The 17990-nt window shown below is 69.5% G+C and carries 13 protein-coding genes; 8 read left to right on the top strand and 5 right to left on the bottom strand.

Features of this window, described 5'->3' with window-relative positions:
* Window positions 1-718 precede the first annotated feature (718 nt).
* The 3 genes from BKY59_RS09805 to BKY59_RS09795 all read left to right on the top strand — a co-directional run bounded on the left by BKY59_RS09805 (window position 719) and on the right by BKY59_RS09795 (window position 3746).
* Window positions 719-1498: a type III pantothenate kinase gene (locus tag BKY59_RS09805; protein ID WP_076071077.1), complete on the top strand. Its 780-nt coding sequence runs from the start codon at window positions 719-721 to the stop codon at window positions 1496-1498.
* A 75-nt stretch (window positions 1499-1573) separates the two neighbouring features.
* The gene (locus BKY59_RS09800; RefSeq protein ID WP_076071075.1) at window positions 1574-3214 is read left to right on the top strand and encodes a ribonuclease J; all 1641 of its coding nucleotides are present in this window, start codon (window positions 1574-1576) and stop codon (window positions 3212-3214) included.
* Window positions 3215-3473: 259 nt separating this feature from the next.
* On the top strand, window positions 3474-3746 hold the full coding sequence (locus BKY59_RS09795; RefSeq protein WP_076071074.1) for a DUF1467 family protein: 273 nt from the start codon (window positions 3474-3476) through the stop codon (window positions 3744-3746).
* A gap of 3 nt (window positions 3747-3749) precedes the next feature.
* On the opposite strand, the gene BKY59_RS09790 is transcribed toward BKY59_RS09795, so the two are convergent.
* Entirely contained in the window at window positions 3750-5960 is a 2211-nt protein-coding gene (locus BKY59_RS09790) for a hypothetical protein (RefSeq protein WP_129586337.1), read from the bottom strand.
* A gap of 87 nt (window positions 5961-6047) precedes the next feature.
* Between BKY59_RS09790 and BKY59_RS09785 the strand changes: the two genes are divergently transcribed.
* From BKY59_RS09785 to BKY59_RS09770, 4 genes are all read left to right on the top strand, one after another.
* On the top strand, window positions 6048-6335 hold the full coding sequence (locus BKY59_RS09785; RefSeq protein WP_076071071.1) for an Hpt domain-containing protein: 288 nt from the start codon (window positions 6048-6050) through the stop codon (window positions 6333-6335).
* 374 nt (window positions 6336-6709) lie between these two features.
* Complete coding sequence (locus BKY59_RS17705; RefSeq protein ID WP_076071069.1) at window positions 6710-7960, top strand: hypothetical protein; 1251 nt, start codon at window positions 6710-6712, stop codon at window positions 7958-7960.
* Between the two features lie 32 nt (window positions 7961-7992).
* Window positions 7993-9108, top strand: coding sequence for a DUF2336 domain-containing protein (locus tag BKY59_RS09775; RefSeq protein ID WP_076071068.1), 1116 nt, complete (start codon window positions 7993-7995; stop codon window positions 9106-9108).
* A complete protein-coding gene (locus BKY59_RS09770; RefSeq protein ID WP_076071066.1) occupies window positions 9105-10448 on the top strand; it encodes a sensor histidine kinase in 1344 nt (447 codons plus the stop codon). Before BKY59_RS09775 ends, BKY59_RS09770 begins: the two co-directional genes overlap by 4 nt.
* Window positions 10449-10683: 235 nt before the next feature.
* Here BKY59_RS09770 and BKY59_RS09765 read toward each other — a convergent pair whose 3' ends face one another.
* Entirely contained in the window at window positions 10684-11967 is a 1284-nt protein-coding gene (locus BKY59_RS09765) for a citrate synthase (RefSeq protein ID WP_076071064.1), read from the bottom strand.
* Between the two features lie 22 nt (window positions 11968-11989).
* Window positions 11990-13444, bottom strand: a complete 1455-nt coding sequence (gene gltX, locus BKY59_RS09760) for a glutamate--tRNA ligase (RefSeq protein WP_076071063.1) — start codon at window positions 13442-13444, stop codon at window positions 11990-11992.
* Between the two features lie 121 nt (window positions 13445-13565).
* Here gltX and BKY59_RS09755 point away from each other — a divergent pair, with 121 nt between their 5' ends.
* The gene (locus BKY59_RS09755; RefSeq protein WP_076071061.1) at window positions 13566-15755 is read left to right on the top strand and encodes a ComEC/Rec2 family competence protein; all 2190 of its coding nucleotides are present in this window, start codon (window positions 13566-13568) and stop codon (window positions 15753-15755) included.
* 204 nt (window positions 15756-15959) lie between these two features.
* On the opposite strand, the gene lexA is transcribed toward BKY59_RS09755, so the two are convergent.
* Window positions 15960-16637, bottom strand: a complete 678-nt coding sequence (gene lexA, locus BKY59_RS09750; protein ID WP_076071059.1) for a transcriptional repressor LexA — start codon at window positions 16635-16637, stop codon at window positions 15960-15962.
* A 57-nt stretch (window positions 16638-16694) separates the two neighbouring features.
* On the bottom strand, window positions 16695-17879 hold the full coding sequence (locus BKY59_RS09745) for a molybdopterin molybdotransferase MoeA (protein ID WP_076071057.1): 1185 nt from the start codon (window positions 17877-17879) through the stop codon (window positions 16695-16697).
* Between the last annotated feature and the right edge of the window lie 111 nt (window positions 17880-17990).

Genomic DNA, 17990 nt, shown 5'->3' with positions numbered 1-17990 from the left:
GTTCAACTGCGTGCGCTTCTACCCCCCGCCCGCCAGCAAGGATTAGGACCACGAACGATACCACCTGTGATCCTGCGCCTGCGCCTGCGCGGGGCGGGGCGGGGCGGGGTGAATATCCGGGTCTGGCTGTGATCGCTCTGGTGCAGTTCTCGATGACACAGCGCCGAATGGTGAATGTTAAGCAGGTCGGAAAGCGGGTTCAGGTCGGGAGGGGTGTTGTTTGAACCACTGCCGGATCCATTCATCCCATGCGTGGTCGGGGCACGTCCGTAGTGCGTGGCCGGGAAGTGTTGGTGGCCGTTTCGACTCCGATGGACGGACACTTGGACTTCGTTTGGGATAGACGGTTCTGATCAACCCCCTTCTGCTCGTGACGACGTCGGGCGTCGGATACCCCATTCTGACGCCGGGGCGTGTCTTCGCTGCATTCCGGAAGCCGCCCGACTGTGTTCGGGATAGCGATGTCGATGTCTGGTCTGTCCTCGTTACGTTGGCGGGGGATAGACTGATCCGCTTGGAACGGGCTCGGGGCGGGGCGATCGGAAGTGGTGGTGGAAGCCCAGGTCCGGTTTCGGGTGCGGAAGCCACGAAATTGGAGGGGTAGGCGAGTCCGCAACTGCCTTCTCGCCGGCTGGATCAACCGGCCGTGCGCTTCGTGTCGCGCGGCGCGTAATCAAAGCGGTACACCTTGCGTGCGAGATGGGCTAAGGTGGAGGTCATGCTGCTTGCGATCGATGCCGGGAATACCAATGTCGTGTTCGCGCTGCTCGATGGGCGGCGGATCGTAACGCGCTGGCGCATCGCGACCGATCCGCGCCGGACCGCGGACGAATATGCGGTTTGGCTCCACCAGTTGCTGACCATGGAAGGGTTCGCCCGCAGCGATGTCGAGGCGGTCATGCTGTGTACCGTCGTGCCGCGTGCGCTGCATAATCTGGAGGTGCTGGCGCAGAAATATTTCGAAACGACGGCGTTAGTTGCCGGGCGGGCGCCGGTCGAGTGGGGCATCGCGCTGGACGTCGACGAGCCGCGGTCGGTGGGTGGCGACCGCGCGGTCAACACGATCGCGGCGCATGCGCTGCATCCCGGCGATTGTATCGTCATCGATTTCGGCACGGCGACGACGCTGGACGTGGTCGATTACGAGGGTGCCTACAAGGGCGGGATCATCGCGCCCGGTATCAACCTGTCACTCGACGCGCTGGTCGCTGCGGCGGCGCGCCTGCCGCGGATTGCCATTGCGGCACCGACGACGGACAGCCTGATCGGGCGCAATACCGAGGACCAGATGCTGATCGGGATATACTGGGGGTATATCGCGATGATCGAGGGCCTGGTGGCGCGCATGCGGACGGAGATCGGGCGACCGGTCAAGGTGATCGCAACCGGCGGGCTTGCCACTTTGTTCGACAAGCATACATCGGTGTTCGACGCGATCGAACCCGACCTGACGATCCAGGGCCTAGGCCTGATGTACGAGCGGCTGCGCCGCGATTGACCGCCGTTCCCCACGCCGTCGTCCTCGTCATGGGTTCGACGGCGGGAACGCGCATAGTGAAGAGAGAAGAGACGCGTGACGAAACCCGGAAATGAGTTGTTGTTCCTGGCCCTTGGTGGGTCGGGCGAGATCGGCATGAACGTGAACCTGTACGGGACGCAGGGTAAATGGCTGATGGTGGATCTGGGCCTGACCTTTGCCGATCCGCAGTTCCCCGGTATCGACGTGATCCTGCCCGACCTCGATTTCATCGAGAAGCGCGCCAAAGATCTGGTCGGGCTGGTCATCACGCACGGGCATGAGGATCATATCGGCGCGATCCCGTATCTGGCGGCGGACCTTGGGGTGCCGATCTATGCCACGCCGTTTACGGCCGGGCTGATCCGCGGCAAGCTGGAAGAAGAAGGCCTTGCGCGCAAGGTGCCGCTGCATGTTATCCCGGTCGGCGGGGCGATGCAGCTCGGGCCGTTCGGCGTGCAGTTCGTACCGCTGGCGCATTCGATTCCCGAAGCCAACGGGCTGTTCATCCAGACCAAGTTCGGCAACGTGTTCCACAGCGGCGACTGGAAGCTCGACCCGCAGCCGCTGGTCGGTCAGCCCGCCAACCCGGACCTGATCCGGTCGATCGGCGACAAGGGCATCACCGCGCTGGTGTGCGATTCGACGAACGTGTTCAACGAGAAGGCGTCGGGTTCCGAAGCGGATGTGCGCGAAGGCCTGATGGATGTCGTCGGCAAGGCCAAGGGCCGCGTGATGGTCACGAGCTTCGCGTCGAACGCGGCGCGCGTGCAGACGCTGGGCGAGGTCGCAGTGGCGACAGGCCGCAAAGTGTGCGTGGCCGGCCGGTCGCTCGACCGCATCCTGAAGGTCGCGCGTGCGACCGGCTATATGAAGGGCTTCCCCGAGACGCTGGATTTCGATTCGGCGATGCGGGTGCCGCCGTCCGAGCTGCTGATCATCGCCACGGGCGGACAGGGCGAGGACCGGGCCGCCCTCGCGCGGGTCGCGACCAACAGTCACCAGATCAAGCTGTCGCAGGGCGACACGGTCATATTCTCGTCGCGCCAGATCCCCGGCAATGAGGTGGCAGTCGGCCGCATCCAGAACCGGCTGGCGCAGAAGGGTGTCCATCTGGTCACCGATCGCGAGGCGTTCGTGCATGTGTCGGGTCACCCCGGTCGGCCGGAACTGCAGCAGATGTACGAATGGATCCGGCCCGAGATCATCGTGCCGGTGCATGGCGAGATGCGGCATCTGGCCGAACATGCCCGGTTCGCGGTGGACAACGGCATCGCCAAGGGCGTGGTGCAGACCAACGGGACGATGTTGCGGCTCGCGCCGAACGGCCCGGCGCTGGTCGGCCATGAAAAGGTCGGCCGGCTTGTGCTGGACGGCGACGTGATCCTGCCGGCGGACGGCGCCGCGCTGAACGAGCGCCGCCGGATCGCGCAGAACGGCATCATCACGATCGCGATCGCGCTGAACAAGCAGGGCGGGATTGTGGGCGAGCCGGGCGTGACCATCCAAGGCATGCCGGTGGAGGAAGACCGCGACGATTTCCTGGTCGAGATGCGTGGCGCGGTGCAGGAAGCGGCGCGCAACGGTCAGCGCGACGCGGCACGGCTGAACGAGAAGATCCGGCTGTCCGTGCGGCGCGCGGCGTCGGACTGGACGGGCAAGAAGCCGGTCGTGGACGTGTCGGTCATTCGGGTCTGAGGAGGCTGCTGCGGTTCGCTTCGGGGCGGACCGTGGGGCGGGTCCTGTGGTGCGCGTCGTCCCGAACCGGATCCGGGATCCCGCTTCTACCGTCGCGTGGACAGGCAGCGGGATCCCAGATTGCGTCCGGGCAGCGGTACAGCGTGGATGTTGCGCCGGACGGGTCGTCTTCGACTTGCCGGTGCCGGCCCGCCGGTTCAAACCGAGCAGACCAGGTTAGCGGTGCGGCGTCTACAACAGGCAAGATCAGGACGGTTTCATGCGGTTCACGTCGATCCTTGCGATCTATTCGCTGTTCTGGTCGCTCAGCTTCTTTTTCGTGCTGCCGTTCCGATTACGGACGGGGGCGGCGCCCGAAGCCGCGATTGCGGGGCAGGCGGACAGCGCGCCGCCGCGCTTCGCGTTCGGCCGGACATGCCTGTGGACGACGATCGTGTCGGCCGTGCTGTTCGGGCTATATTACGTAAATTATGTGCAGGGCTGGATCGGGACCGACGATCTGGACTTCTTCACGCGTTACCGCCCGCACTGACCGTCAGGCGCGCAGCCGTTCGATGGCCTGCGCCAGCGCGACGTAAAGCTTGCCCATGTCGGACGAGAGCAGGGTCACGCCCATCGGCGTACCATCCCGGCTGGCCAGAACGCGGCGCAGCATCGCTTCGAAATCATGGACGTAGCGATTGACCTGATCGTGGAATGCGCTGTCTTCGCCATAATGCGCGGCGATGGTGCGGGCATCGGCATGATCGAGCAGGCGGACCGCGCGGCGCGTGAAGACGCCGCGATCGCCGCGGAGATAGGCAGCCCAGGCATCGTCGGCGACATCCTGCCCCAGAATCTTCGTGACATCGATGGCGGTGGAATTGAGGCCTTCGATCAGAAGCGCCACACGCTGTGCGAAGTCGCCCTGATCGGCGTCGGCGGTTTCCTGCCGTGCGGCCGCGATCCGCGCTTCGACCGCGGAAGCGGTGTCGGCGATGGCGGCGAGTTGGTGGACAAGATGCTCCGAAGTGGCCGACGCCGCGTCGGTCGCGCGGGCGGCGGCGGCGGAAAGCGATGCGAGGTTGCGGTCGACCGCCGCGGTGACGGTGGTGTCGACGATCGCGCAGGTGGCGGCGGCAAGATCCGCACCGGCGTCCGGCCCGATCGCGGCGAAGGCGGCGCGGACATGGCCGGCGGCGTCGTCCGCCGCGGCACGGACGCGGTGCAGCGCATCGATGAGCGCGGGGGTCGCGGCGTCCGCCAGTGCCTGCGTATCGGCATCGGTGCGGGCGAGACCGGCGGACAGTGCGTCGAGCGCGGCGCGGTTGCGCTCGATCGCCTCGCCCGAACGATCGAGCGCGTCGCCGGCGTGACCGGCGACGTCGGCGAAACCGGACAGCGTCGGCAGGCTCTGATCCACGCGCGCGACGATGCGGGCAGAAGCGAGATCGGCCCCCTGCAACGCCGTGCCAACAAGTTCCATCGCCCGCGTCAGGCGATCGGCACGCTGGATCAGCCGGTCGACCGCGGTGCCGCCGGTATCGATCGCGGCCGTGGCGGTATCAGCCCGGAGGCGCGCCGTATCGAGCTGCTCGACGATGTGAAGTGTCGCGGCCCCGCCGTCCTGCGCCAGCCGTTCGAACCGCTCACCGGCGCGATCGAGATCCTGTGTGAGCGTGGCGGCAAGTGCGCCGACGGCGGTCCCCTCGCGCGCGACCCGCGTGCCGAACCCGGCAAGCCGGGTTTCGAGCAGATCGACCTGATCGCGGACGGCGGCGACCGCGACGGTGCCGGCCGAGCCGATCAGCGCGTGCGATTCGGTGACGATCGCGGTGAGCGTCGCCTGTTCCGCGGCCAAGGCGGTGCGCAATGCATCCAGCACGGTCGCGGCCTGTTCCAGGGTGCGGTCCGCCGTGGCGGCCATGCGCGTGCCCGCCGCGTCGATGCGTTCGGCGGCGACGTCGCTCACTCCCTCGACCCGGGCGAGATGCGCGGCGAGGCGTTGCGCCGCGGCCCCGGCGACCTGATCTGCATCGCGCGCGTGATCGACGATCGCGACGAGTTGCGCATCGAGCGCACCGGCCTGTTCATGCGCGGACAGCCCGGTGTCGCGCAGCCGATCGGACAGGCCGCGCACCTGCGCATCGATCCGTGGCAGATCCGCCAGGATAACGCCCAGATCGATGCGGGCGGCATCCGTGGCGCGCGCCAGCGCCGCACCCTGTTCAGTAAAGGTCGCGCTATCCTGGGTAAAACCGCTGCGGATCGCGCCGATCCGGTCTGCGGTCTCATCGCCCAGCGCGACGAGTTGCGCGGCCTGATCCGCCAGCAGGCGGTTCTGGTCGGCGATCATGTCGGCCATCCGGGCCAGTACCGCTTCGAGCGCCAGCGTTTCGCGTTGCATATGCCCGGCGACGCGGCGGAAGCGCCGTGCCTCGCCATGCCCGCCACGCGCGACGACGATATAAAGCAGCAACGCCAGGATGAGCGGGGCAAGCGTCGGCAGCATGGCGGCGACGACTGCGGGCGGCGGCGGCGGTGCGATTCCGGCGGCGGTCAGCAACGTGTAGAGCAGCCAGAGCCCGGCCACCGCGATCGGCAGCAGGGCCAGCCAGGGTCGCGGGCCGGCTGCCGCTTGGGCGACCTCGCCCATGTCGTCCGTCGGCAGCGCCGCGTCGGACCTGTCGATCACTGGGGCCGGTTCGGCCTCCACCGCATCCTCCACGATGTCGCCATCGCGGGGTGCGCCCCATCTTGCCCCCATGCCCATTTCGCCGGTCTACCAGATTTCGTTACGGGGGGAAGGTGGTGGTAACGGTTGCTTAACCTGCCGGGCGCTAGCGATGACCGCATGGTTTACGATCCCGGAGTATTGGAAGCGGCTTTGTCGGCGGCGATCGGTGACGATCCCGCGCTGGCCGACGAATTGCGCGTGGCTTTCCTGGACAGTGCGGCGACTATGATCGTTGCGCTCGGCCGTGCGCGCGATGCCGGTCAGTGGGAACAGGCCGCGTGGCGACTGAAAGGGCTGGCCGCCAGTTTCGGCGCGATCGACCTGATGATGGCGGCGGATGCGGCCGGACGCGCGGCGCCGGGCGACCCCGCCGCACTGGATGCGGTGCGCGACGCCATCGGCTGACGCCGCGTGTGGCTGGGCTGTTCCAAGCGGGACCGTGCGACAGCAGAGACGCGACGCCGTTAGAATGCGATGCGTTCTGGTTGGTCCATTGCAAAGTCCGTTCAGGCCGAGCGCAGCCGAGGTACGTTCCCCGAGCGTAGCCGAGGGGCGCTGTTGGCCGTCTCGGCTGCGCTCGACGGGTCCCTCGACGGGTCCCTCGACTGCGCTCCGGATGCACGGTTTTTAGGGAAATCATCCTGCTTTAAGCCGGCTCTTACCGGGCCACAGTCTCCGAGACCGCTCGCTTTGCGACAGCGGGTTGGCAAGCGGCGGTCGATCCGCCTATCGCTGCGGCCGATGCGGGTGATCCCGCGACCTGCGGGAAGGACGACGGCTTGGCGCTGGCTGCGCTCATCATCGCGATCGAAACGGCCACCGGCGCGGGGGCGGCGGGCGACGGGTTGCGTGCGACCCTGCCGCTGCTCGGGCGAACGGTGGTGGAGCATCAGGCGCGACAGGCGGTCGGCGCGGGCGCGACGCATCTGGTGCTGCTGGTCGAACGGATGCCGTCCGCGCTGACTGCGGCGCTGGACCGGTTGCGGCGCGACGGCGTGTCGATCGAGGTCGCGCGGACGATCGGCGATGCGGCGGACCGGTTCCACCCCGACGAACGGCTGTTGCTGATCGCCGACGGGTGCGTCGCCGATCAGGTGATGCTGGATATGCTGGCGATGCAGCCGGCCCCCGCGCTGATGACGGTGCCGGACCAGCCGGACACGGTGGAATATGAACGAATCGACGCGCAGTGCCGCTGGGCCGGGCTGGGCGTGCTGGATGGGGCGGCGGTGCGGTCGACCGCGGCGATGCTGGGCGACTGGGACGCGCAATCGACGTTGCTGCGCCGCGCGGTACAGGCGGGCGCGCGGCGGGTGGCATGTGCGCCGGCGGCGGATGGGCGGCCACGGATCGCGATCCGCCATCAGGCGCTGGACGGGCTGGACCGCCAGTTGCTGCGCGGATCGCGCGTGCCGGCAGGCCGCTGGCCGCGACGCTGGCTGTTCGCGCTGGTGGACGGGCCGGTCGCGGGGTGGCTGGCGCGCAAGGCGGTTGACCCGTGGCCGGTCGCGATCGCGTCCGTCGGACTGGCCGGGGTGGGCGTCCTGCTGGCGTTGGCCGGCTGGGTCGGGACGGGGTTCGGCTTCGGCCTGTCGTCCGGACCGGTGGCGGCAGTGGCGGCGCGGCTGGCGCGGGTGCGGCTGGCCGATATCCGCCACGGGGCGATGATCGAGCGCGCGCGCGCGGGTGCGCTGGCGCTGGGCCTGCTGGCGCTGGCGTGGCCGCTGGGCGGCGTCTGGTTGCTGGCGGGGGCAGGTGCCGTCGCATGTGTCATGGCGACGCGGTCCGCCCTGCACGGGCTGGCGGCGCTGTCGGACGACGCCGGGCCGCCATGGATCGCGGAGGCCGACGGGCTGGCGTGGGGCATGATGCCGGTGGCGCTGGTGGCCGGCTGGACGGGGGCGGTGGCCGCGGGCCTGCTGTACGGGCTGGCATCGTTCGTGCGGATGCAGGCGATGTTCGTGGCGGCGGCGCGGCAGGCCCCGCGCGGGGCCGCGCGGGATGCAGACCATGGGGATCCGGCGGTTTAACCGCTATTAACGATGTTCATTTAAAGCGGGGCATGGCTTCGTTCGAATCATTGCTGGCTGACGCACCCGGCGGCCCTGCCGCGGGGGTGCTGGCCGATGCGGCGCGGTCCAAACGGGCCGGCCGCGTGCGGCTGGAGGCGTTGGCGCGCGACCTGTTCGGCGACGACGCCGTGCGTGTGGACGAGGCGCAGCGCACGCGGATACGCGCGCTGCTGACCACGGTGACGCGTACGATCGAGGGGCGGATCCGGCGCGACCTGCTGGTGCGGCTGGCCGGGGTGCTGCCTGCCCATATCCTGATGGTTCTGGGCAACATGACGGTGCGCGTGGCGCGGATCGCGCTGGATGCGGATGGGCCGGTCGATCCCGATCTGGTTGCGGTGCTGGCCCGGCGGGTCGATGAGCACCGCCTCGTCACGCAGGCGCACATCGCGGTGACGCAGGACCCGTTGCTGGTGGACGCGCCGGTGCTGGACGGGCTGACGCGCCATGGCGATGCCGGGGTCGCAGGCGCGGCGCGGGCGCTGGTGGAGCGCGATGCCGCGCGGCGGGGCCGGTTCGACGAGCCGGTGCTGGTGCCCGAGGACCTGCCGATCGACGTCTGCGCCCGGTTGCACTGGCGGATCGCGGCGGCCATCCGCCACTGGATCGACCGGCAGGACGTGATGATGACGGGCGCGATCGACCGCGCGGTCGCAGCGGCCACCGGCAGTGCGCTGTCCGGGGCGGCGGCGGTGCCGGATCATGATGCGGTCGCGATCATGCTGGCGCGCGCGATGCTGCGTACCGGGATCGCCGACGATGCCGGGACGGTGGCGTTCGCGGTGGAAGGGCATGTGGCGGCGGCGGTGGCCGGGCTGGCGTTGCGCGCGGGAATCGGCATGGCGGCGGCGTGGGACATGGTGCTGGACCCCGATGGCGCGCGACTGGTGGTGCTGCTGCGCGCCGCGGCGATCGATCGGAGTGCGGCGGCCGCGCTGATGCTGCGCTGGCCGGACGGAGCCGCGCCGATCGACGCGATCGTGGACCGGATGGCGGGATATGACGCGTTGTCCGACGCGGCGGCGCAGGATGCGATCGACCTCTACCGGCTCGACCCGGACTATGTCGCCGCGCTGGACGCCGGGCCCCAGGCGCGCGGGCGATGATGGCGGGCGGGCCGTCGATGCGGACGCCGATCCACGGTCTGGTCGACCGCGAGGAACGGCTGGCGTCGGCCGATTTGCCGCTGGCGACGCTGAACGTGCGGGCCGGGGGAAGGACGGGCGGGAAGCTGGTGGTGCCGCAACTGGCCGGGCTGGTCCGGCTGGTCCGGCGGCTGGGCGTCGTGGTGTCGCGCGGGGTCACCATCGCGGACGGCGACCGCGACCTCGATCTGTGGGTACGGGCCGCGCCGGAGGGCGACGCGGTGGCGCTGGCAATCGTGGGGTGGACCGAAACGCAGTCGCGGCAGCCGTTCGCCGGGCCGGACGGCGAGCGCATGCGTGATTTCGGGCGCGGCGCGGCCGACTGGCGTTGGACGGTGGACGCGCATCTGCGGCTGACCCGGCTGGACCCGCCGCAGGACGGTGCGGTGGGGCAGCCGCTGGCGCGGACCTTCGTGCTGCGCGCCGGGGCGGACGGGACCGTACCGATGATCGAGGCAATGGCGGCCGGCAACGCGTTCGGCGACCAGCTGGCGCACCCGGCCGGCGATCCGGCGCGCACGCTGCGGCTGTCAGGGCAACCGCTGGCAGCGACGGACGGCAGCTTTGCCGGGTTCGAGGGGGTCGCCGGTTTCGTAGACGAGGATGACGGCGATCCACCGATCCCGGCGGACGGCGATACCGGGTTCGGACCGCGGCTGGGTGCTGCGTTACGGGCGCCGATCGACCGGATCATCACGCAGGCCGACGCGATCCGCGGCGCCGATGCCGAGTTGCAGCCGGACTATGTCGAATATGCCGGCGATATCGCCAATGCGGGCCGGCACCTGCTGGACCTGGTCGATGATCTGGTCGACCTGCAGGCGATCGAGAGCATGGAGTTCCGCGCACGGAGCGAGGCGATCGACCTGGCCGATATTGCCCGGCGGGCCGCGGGACTGCTCGCGGTGCGGGCTGAACGGTCCGGCGTGCGGATCGATGCACCGGGGCCGGACGACCTGCTGCCCGCGCGTGGCGAGTTCGGCCGGGGTTTGCAGATATTGGTGAACCTGATCGGCAACGCGGTCCGCTATTCCCCGCCGGGCGGTACGATCTGGATTCGGGGCGAGCGCGATGCCCACGCGGCGCGAATCGTGGTCGCGGACCAAGGCAAGGGCATCGCCGCGGAGGATCAGGACCGGGTGTTTGACAAGTTCGAGCGGGTCGACCCGACCGAGCCGGGCGGGACCGGCCTGGGGCTCTACATCTCGCGGCGGCTGGCGCGCGCGATGGGGGGGGACATATTGCTGGATTCGGAACCGGGCGATGGCGCGCGCTTCATACTGGTATTGCCGACGGAGTAGCGGTCCGGAGCATGACTTTTTTCGCGGGATCCGGGAGCATCGCATAATCTGATGATCTGCGATGCAGCACGCGGCGGGGACTGCCGCTCCCCCACAAGATCGTCATCGGCCGGAAGCCTGGTATCGCGGTGGGCAGGTTCACCGTGTCACGCGCGCTGCACGCTTCGTGTAAACCCGCGAGCGGTTGTCGCCAAATTCTCCCTCCCCCGTCAATCCAGGGGAGGGAGAGCAAGGATCAGCGATCGGCGACGGGGATGTAGTCGCGTTGCGTCGCACCGGTGTAGAGCTGGCGCGGGCGGCCGATCTTCTGCTCCGGGTCTGCGATCATCTCGTTCCACTGCGCGACCCAGCCGGTGGTGCGGGCAAGTGCGAAGAGAACGGTGAACATCGTCGTCGGAAAACCGATCGCCGACAGGATGACGCCCGAATAGAAATCGACGTTCGGGTACAGCTTCTTGTCGATGAAGTAGGGATCCTCGAGCGCGATCCGTTCCAGTTCGCGCGCGGTGTCGAGCACCGGATCGTTCTTGCCGAGCTTGGCCAGAACCTCGCCCGCCGCCTTGGACAACACCTTCGCGCGTGGATCGAAATTCTTGTACACGCGGTGGCCGAAACCCATCAGGCGGAACGGATCGTCCTTGTTCTTGGCGCGGGCGATATATTCCGGAATACGATCCGGCGTGCCGATTTCACGCAGCATGTTGAGCGCCGCTTCGTTGGCGCCGCCATGCGCGGGACCCCAGAGGCAGGCGATGCCGGCCGCGATGCAGGCGAACGGATTGGCACCCGACGACCCGGCGAGCCGGACGGTCGAGGTGGACGCATTCTGTTCATGATCGGCGTGAAGGATGAAGATCTTGTCCATCGCCGCCTCGACGACCGGATCGACCTCATATTCCTCCGCCGGGACCGAGAAGGTCATGCGCAGGAAGTTCGCGGTGTAGCTCAGGTCGTTGCGCGGATAGACGAAGGGCTGCCCCACCGAATATTTATACGCCATCGCCGCGATCGTCGGCATCTTGGCGATCAGCCGGTGGCTGGCGATCATGCGCTGCTGCGGGTCGGTGATGTCGGTGGAGTCGTGGTAGAAGGCACTGAGCGCGCCGACGACGCCGCACAGGATCGCCATGGGATGCGCATCGCGGCGGAACCCGCGGAAGAAGGTCGCGAGCTGCTCGTTCACCATGGTGTGGCGCGTGATGGTCGTCTTGAACTCCTCCAGCGTCGTGCCCTCGGGCAGTTCGCCGTTCAGCAGCAGATAGGCGACCTCCATGAAGGTCGACTGTTCGGCCAGCTGGTCGATCGGATAACCGCGGTGCAGCAGGATGCCGGCATCGCCGTCGATATAGGTGATCGACGATTCGCAACTGGCGGTCGACGTGAAGCCGGGGTCGTAGGTGAACGCGCCGGTCTGCGCGTACAGCTTGCGGATATCAACGACGTCCGGGCCGGTGGAGCCGGACAGGACGGGATATTCGAAACCCTTGCCGCCCAGTTCAAATTTTGCCGTGTCGGCCATAAGCTATTCCTCCTGTTCAATCCTAGGCGGCGGTCGCAGTGCGATCGCCGATGCGGGCCAGCGTTTCGTCCCGGCCCAGCAGCGCCAGCACGTCGAAGATGCCGGGCGACGTGGTCCGACCGGTCAGCGCCGCACGAAGCGGCTGCGCGACCTTCCCGAGACCCAGTCCCGCCCGTTCGGCGACGACCCGGAGCGCGGCCTCCACACCGGCCACGTCCCATGTCGCCACACCCGCCAGTTCCGCCGCGATCGTCGCGAGCAGGACCGGTGCCTCACCTTGGAGCAGGGCTTGCGCCTTGTCATCCATCGCAAGTGGGCGGGTGCGGAACAGAAACAATGCGCCATCGGCCAGATCGTTCAAATCCCGCGCCCGTGGCTTCAATTCCGCCATGCCGCGGAGCAGCAATTCGCGGTCAGATTCGGTCAGATCGCGCCCGATCAACGCGGCGACGCGCGGCGCGACGAGGTCGGTCAGGCGCGCGTCGTCCGCCTCGCGGATATAATGGCCGTTCAGATTTTCCAGCTTCTTGATGTCGGTGCGCGACGGCGAGCGGCCGACATCGGCCAGGTCGAACAGCTGCGTCGCGGCCGCGCGGTCGATGATGTCGGTGTCACCATGGCCCCAGCCGAGCCGGAGCAGGTAGTTGTCGAGCGCTTCGGGCAGGATGCCGAGTTCGTCGCGGTAAGCCTCGACCCCGAGCGCGCCGTGGCGCTTGGACAGCTTGGCCCCGTCCGGCCCGTGGATCAGCGGGATATGGGCATAGACCGGCTCGGCCCACCCCATCGCCCGCACGATGCCGAGCTGGCGGAAGGCGTTGTTGAGATGATCGTCGCCGCGCACCACGTGGGTCACGCCCATGTCGTGATCGTCCACCACCACGGCCAGCATGTAGGTGGGCGTCCCGTCCGACCGGAGCAGGACCATGTCGTCCAGTTCCGCATTCTGGACGGTCACGTCGCCCTGGACCCGGTCGTGGATCGTGGTCGCGCCACTGATTTCGGCGCGCAGCCGGACGACGAAGGGTGCACCGTCGGGTGCCTCCGCCGGATCACGATCGCGCCAGCGGCCGTCATAGCGCAGCGGCTGCTTGCGGGCCTTCTGGTCGGCGCGCATCGCCTCCAGTTCCTCCGGCGTGGCGAAGCATTTGTAGGCATGGCCTTGGTCGAGCATCGCCTGCGCGACTTCCGCATGGCGCGCGGCGCGCTGGAACTGGAACACCGGTTCACCGTCCCAGTCGAGCCCGAGCCAGCGCATGCCGTCCAGGATGGCGTCGATCGCCGGCTGGGTCGATCGGGCGCGGTCGGTGTCCTCGATCCGCAGCAGGAAACGCCCGCCGGCACGGCGCGCGAGCAGCCAGTTGAACAGCGCCGTGCGCGCGCCACCAATGTGCAGGAAGCCGGTGGGCGACGGGGCGAACCGCGTCACGATCATTTCGGAGGGCGTGGTCTCTGGGGCAGTATCGGCACTTGCGTCCATGCGCGCTTTCTCCAAGGATCGGCGCATGGCCAGTCGGTTCGGCCACGCCCCTAGCATGCGGGGGTGGCGGCTCAAAGAGGGGGGAGGGGGTGCGGCGGGGCGAGCCGGCGCACGGATCGTCATGTCCGTCGAACGGTGGCTGGAGGCGGAGCGCGACCAGCTGGTGCTGTGGTGCCCCGTCGCGCTGGCCTGCGGGATCACGGCGTGGTTCCTGTTGCCGGATGCGGGCGCGTGGACGGTGTTCCTGCTGCTGGCGGGCGGGACAGCGCTGGCCGCGCTGGCGGTGCCGGGCGGCGGGCGTGCGGCGCGGGGGATGGCAGTGTTCGCTGGGCTCTGCGCGATCGGCTGTGCGCTGATCTGGCTGCGGGCAGAACGGGTCGCGGCGCCGGTGCTGGCGCGGACGACGGTGGCGACGATGACGGCGCGGGTCCTCTCGGTCGATCCGCTGCCGGCGCGCGCGCTGGTGCGGGTCATGCTGGCCCCCGACGTGATGCCGGATGCGTTGTTGCCGCCGCGGGTGCGGGTGAACATCGCCGACGCGGACGTGCCGGCGGGGCTGGCACCGGGGGCGCGGCTGGCGCTGCGCGCGCGGTTGATGCCGCCGGCCGATGCGGCGGTGCCGGGCGGCTATGCCTTTGCGCGGGTCGCCTGGTTCCAGCGGATCGGTGCTACGGGCAAGGCGCTGCCCGGCATCCGCGTGGTGCAGGCCGCCCCGGTCACGCATGACGGGCTGGCCGCGACGCGGGCGCGGCTGTCGGCGCATATCCAGGCGCGGCTGCCGGGTGCGGCGGGCGGTTTCGCGACCGCGCTGGCGACCGGCGACCAGGGCGCTCTGCCGCTGGCGGAGGCGGAGGCAATGCGGCGCAGCGGGCTGGCACATCTGCTGTCGGTCAGCGGGCTGCACGTGACCGCGGTGGTGGCGACGACGATGCTGATCGTGCTGCGGCTGCTGGCGTTCAGTCCGTGGGCCGCGCTGCGGTTTCCGCTGCCGCTGATCGCGGCGGGGTGCGGCGCGGGCATGGGGGTGGGGTACACGTTGCTGACCGGGGCGGAAGTGCCGACGATCCGGTCCTGCGTGGCCGCGATCCTGGTGCTGGCGGGGATCGCGATCGGGCGGGAGGCGGTGACGCTGCGGCTGGTGGCGGCGGGCGCGCTATTCGTGCTGGCATTGTGGCCGGAGGCGGTGACGGGGGCGAGTTCCCAGCTGAGTTTCGCCGCGGTCACCGCGATCGTGGCGTTCGCGGAATGGCCGCTCGCACGGCGACTGTCCGCCGCCAACGAGGCGGGAATGGTGCGCCGCTGGGGCCGCGCGCTGGCAATGCTGCTGGCGACGGGCGTGGTGGTGGAGATCGCACTGATGCCGATCGCGCTATATCATTTCCACAAGGCCGGGCTGTACGGGGCGGCGGCGAACATCGTCGCGATCCCGCTGACCACCTTCGTCATCATGCCGGCGGAGGCGATGGCCTTGCTGCTCGATACCGCGGGGCTGGGGCGGCCGGCATGGTGGATCGCGGGGATGGCGACGGACGGGCTGCTGTGGCTGTCGCGCGCGGTCGCGGTGGCGCCGGGATCGGTGCAGGCGCTGCCCGCAATGCCGGACGGGGCCTATGCGGCGATGGTGGCGGGCGGGCTGTGGATCGCGCTGTGGCGGACGCGGTGGCGGCGGCTGGGGCTGGTGCCGCTGGCAGTCGGGGCGACATGGGCGCTGGCGACACCGGCACCCGACCTGCTGGTGACGGGCGACGGGCGGCATCTGGCGTTGCGTGGGCGGGACGGATCGCTGGCGCTGCTGCGGCCGCGGGCGGGGGACTATGTCCGCGGGCTGCTGGGCGAGAATGCCGGGGTGAGCGCGGAGGCAGGCGAATTCGAGAGCGTGGCGGGCGGGGCGTGCAGCGCGGACCTGTGCGTGGCCGATATCGTGCGTGGCGGGCGGACTTGGCGGCTGCTGGCGACGCGGAGCGCCTATCTGGTCGCCATCGCCGAGATGAACCGGGCGTGCGCCGCGGCCGATATCGTGGTCAGCGACCGGTATCTGCCGCGAAGCTGCACGCCGCGCTGGATCCGCGCGGATCGCGGGCTGCTGGCCCGGACCGGGGGGCTGGCGATCGACCTGACCGCGGCGAAGGTACGGACGGTGCGGCGGGCGGGGGATGCGCATCCCTGGGTGCCGGTGGCGGTGGTGCGGACGAGGTACGGGCGGCGTGATCGACAGTTCAGGCCGGGTGATGCGCTTCATTCGCGCAAAATGCGGGGCGGCGGGCTGTCGGCGCGGGTCACGCGGACTGCTGGCGAGGAGGCGGGACAGTGAGCGTTGTTGACGCCGGACGCCGGACTTGGTTTCTGATGATGGGCGATAGTTTTCGATTGCGGAAGGTAGAAGGTCAGCAGACCCTCACCCCACCCTTTCCCGCGAAGGCGGGAGAGGGCTTCGTTGCGCGATGTTGTTTGATGGGTCCCCGTCAAGGGGCAGCGCAACAGGTCCCGAATACCATTCCGGGCTGATGCAGCAGGGTCAGTAGCGCCGGAGCAGGCCGGCCAGGCGGCCCTGGACGCGGACTTCGTCGGGGGCGTAGCGTTGCGGGTCGTGGGCGCGGTTGGCGGGGTCGAGGCGGACGAGTTCGCCTTCATGGCGCCAATATTTCAGCGTCGCTTCATGTTCGTGGACGAGGGCCACGACGATGTCGCCTTCGCGCGCCTCCTCCTGCCGGCGGACAAGGGCGTAGTCGCCGTCGAGGATGCCCGCCTCGACCATCGAATCGCCGGACACTTCCAGGGCATAATGTTCGCCGGGGCCGAGCAGGGCGGCAGGGACGGACAACATGCTCTGCCCCTCGATCGCCTCGATCGGAAGGCCGGCGGCGATGCGGCCGTGCAGCGGGATGTCGAGCACGTCGTTGGCGGCGGCCAGAATCGGCATCGGCGCACGGGGCGCGACGATCGCCGGGCTGCGCGGCGCGGCCGCGAGCGGCTTCATGCCTTCGGGCAGGCGCATCACTTCCAGCGCGCGGGCGCGGTTGGGCAGGCGGCGGATGAAATTGCGTTCTTCCAGCGCACTGACCAGCCGGTGGACGCCGGACTTGGATTTCAGGTCGAGCGCCTCCTTCATTTCCTCGAACGAGGGCGACACGCCGGTTTCGCCGAGACGGTCGCTGATAAAACTGAGCAACTCATGCTGCTTGCGCGTGAGCATTGCTGGACCCCTTCGAAGGAACGAACGGGGAACGTGTAGGAACAGGATCGACCCCTGTCAAGCGATGCGAACGACCGTCACCATCGCGCCGGCCACCGCGGGCGGGCTGTGGGCATCGCGCAGGACCAGCACAGCGGCCTCCGGCAGCCGGCGGAGGGCGGCGCTGTCCTGACCGGTCAACGGGCAGGCGGCCCCCTCGCGGTCCGCGGCGCGGACATATTCGCGGCGCGGGCCGGTGGCGGGCAGCGGCGTGGCGAGCGGCATCGTTTCCGGCGGAGGGAGCAGATGATCCGCGCCGGCAAGCCGGGCGGCGAGCGGCAGCAGGAACAGAAGCGCCGTGACATAGGCCGAGATCGGATTGCCGGGCAGGCCGAGCGCGACCGTCGCGCCGATATGCCCGGCCATCAGCGGCTTGCCGGGTTTCAGCGCGAGCCGCCAGAAATCTATCTCCGCACCGGCGGCGACCAGCGCCGGGCGGACGAGGTCGTGATCGCCGACCGAGGCGCCGCCGGTGGTGACGATGATGTCCGCCCAGGCCGCGGCATCGCGGAAGGCGGCGGTGAGTGTGGGCAGGTCGTCGCGAACGATGCCGCGGTCCTGCACCTCGACCGGCAGGCGGGCGAGGAGGGCGGCGAGCATCGGTGCGTTGGACGAGGGAAGCTGGATGCCGGTCGCGGGCGTACCGGGCGGAACCAGTTCGTCGCCGGTCGACAGGATGACGATCCGTGGCCGGCGCAAGACGGGCAGCAGGGCGTGGCCGGCGGCCGCCGCCAGGGCCACGACCGCGGGGGTAACGACGGTTCCGGCCGGCAGCAGCAGATCGCCGGTCGTGAAGTCCGACCCCTTTCGCCGGATGTGCGCGCCGGGGGCGGGTGGGCCTTCGCCACCGAGTGTCAACCGGTCGCCGTCGCGGATCGCTTCCTCCTGGATCAGGACAACGTCGGCGCCGTCCGGCACGGCCCCGCCGGTGAAGATCCGCGCGGCGTGACCCGGTGCGATGGCGAAGGGGGCGACACCGGCGGCGGCCTCGCCCGTGACGGTCAGCGGCTGGCGCAGTTCGGCGAAGCGGAGCGCGTAGCCGTCCATAGCGGACAGGTCGGCGGCCGGTTGCGTGCGGGTGGCGTGGATTGGGGCGGCCAGCGTGCGGTCGAGTGCCGCGAGGAGCGGCGCCTGTTCGGTCTCCAGCGCGGGGGCCAGCGCGAGTAGCCGCGCGAGGGCTTCGGGGACGGGGAGGAGGGTCATGCTTCAGCCACCCCGTCTGGTTCGAGGCTGGCGAGAACCCTGCACACGGTTCTCGACAGGCTCGAACCAAACGGGGTGGTGGAGGGTGGCCCGTTCTCGACACGCTCGAAC

The sequence above is a fragment of the Sphingomonas montana genome (genome assembly GCF_001956315.1).
Classification (GTDB): Bacteria; Pseudomonadota; Alphaproteobacteria; order Sphingomonadales; family Sphingomonadaceae; genus Sphingomonas_R; species Sphingomonas_R montana.
Note: the sequence above shows the minus strand (reverse complement) of the source record. Positions and strands in the feature narration are given on the sequence as shown.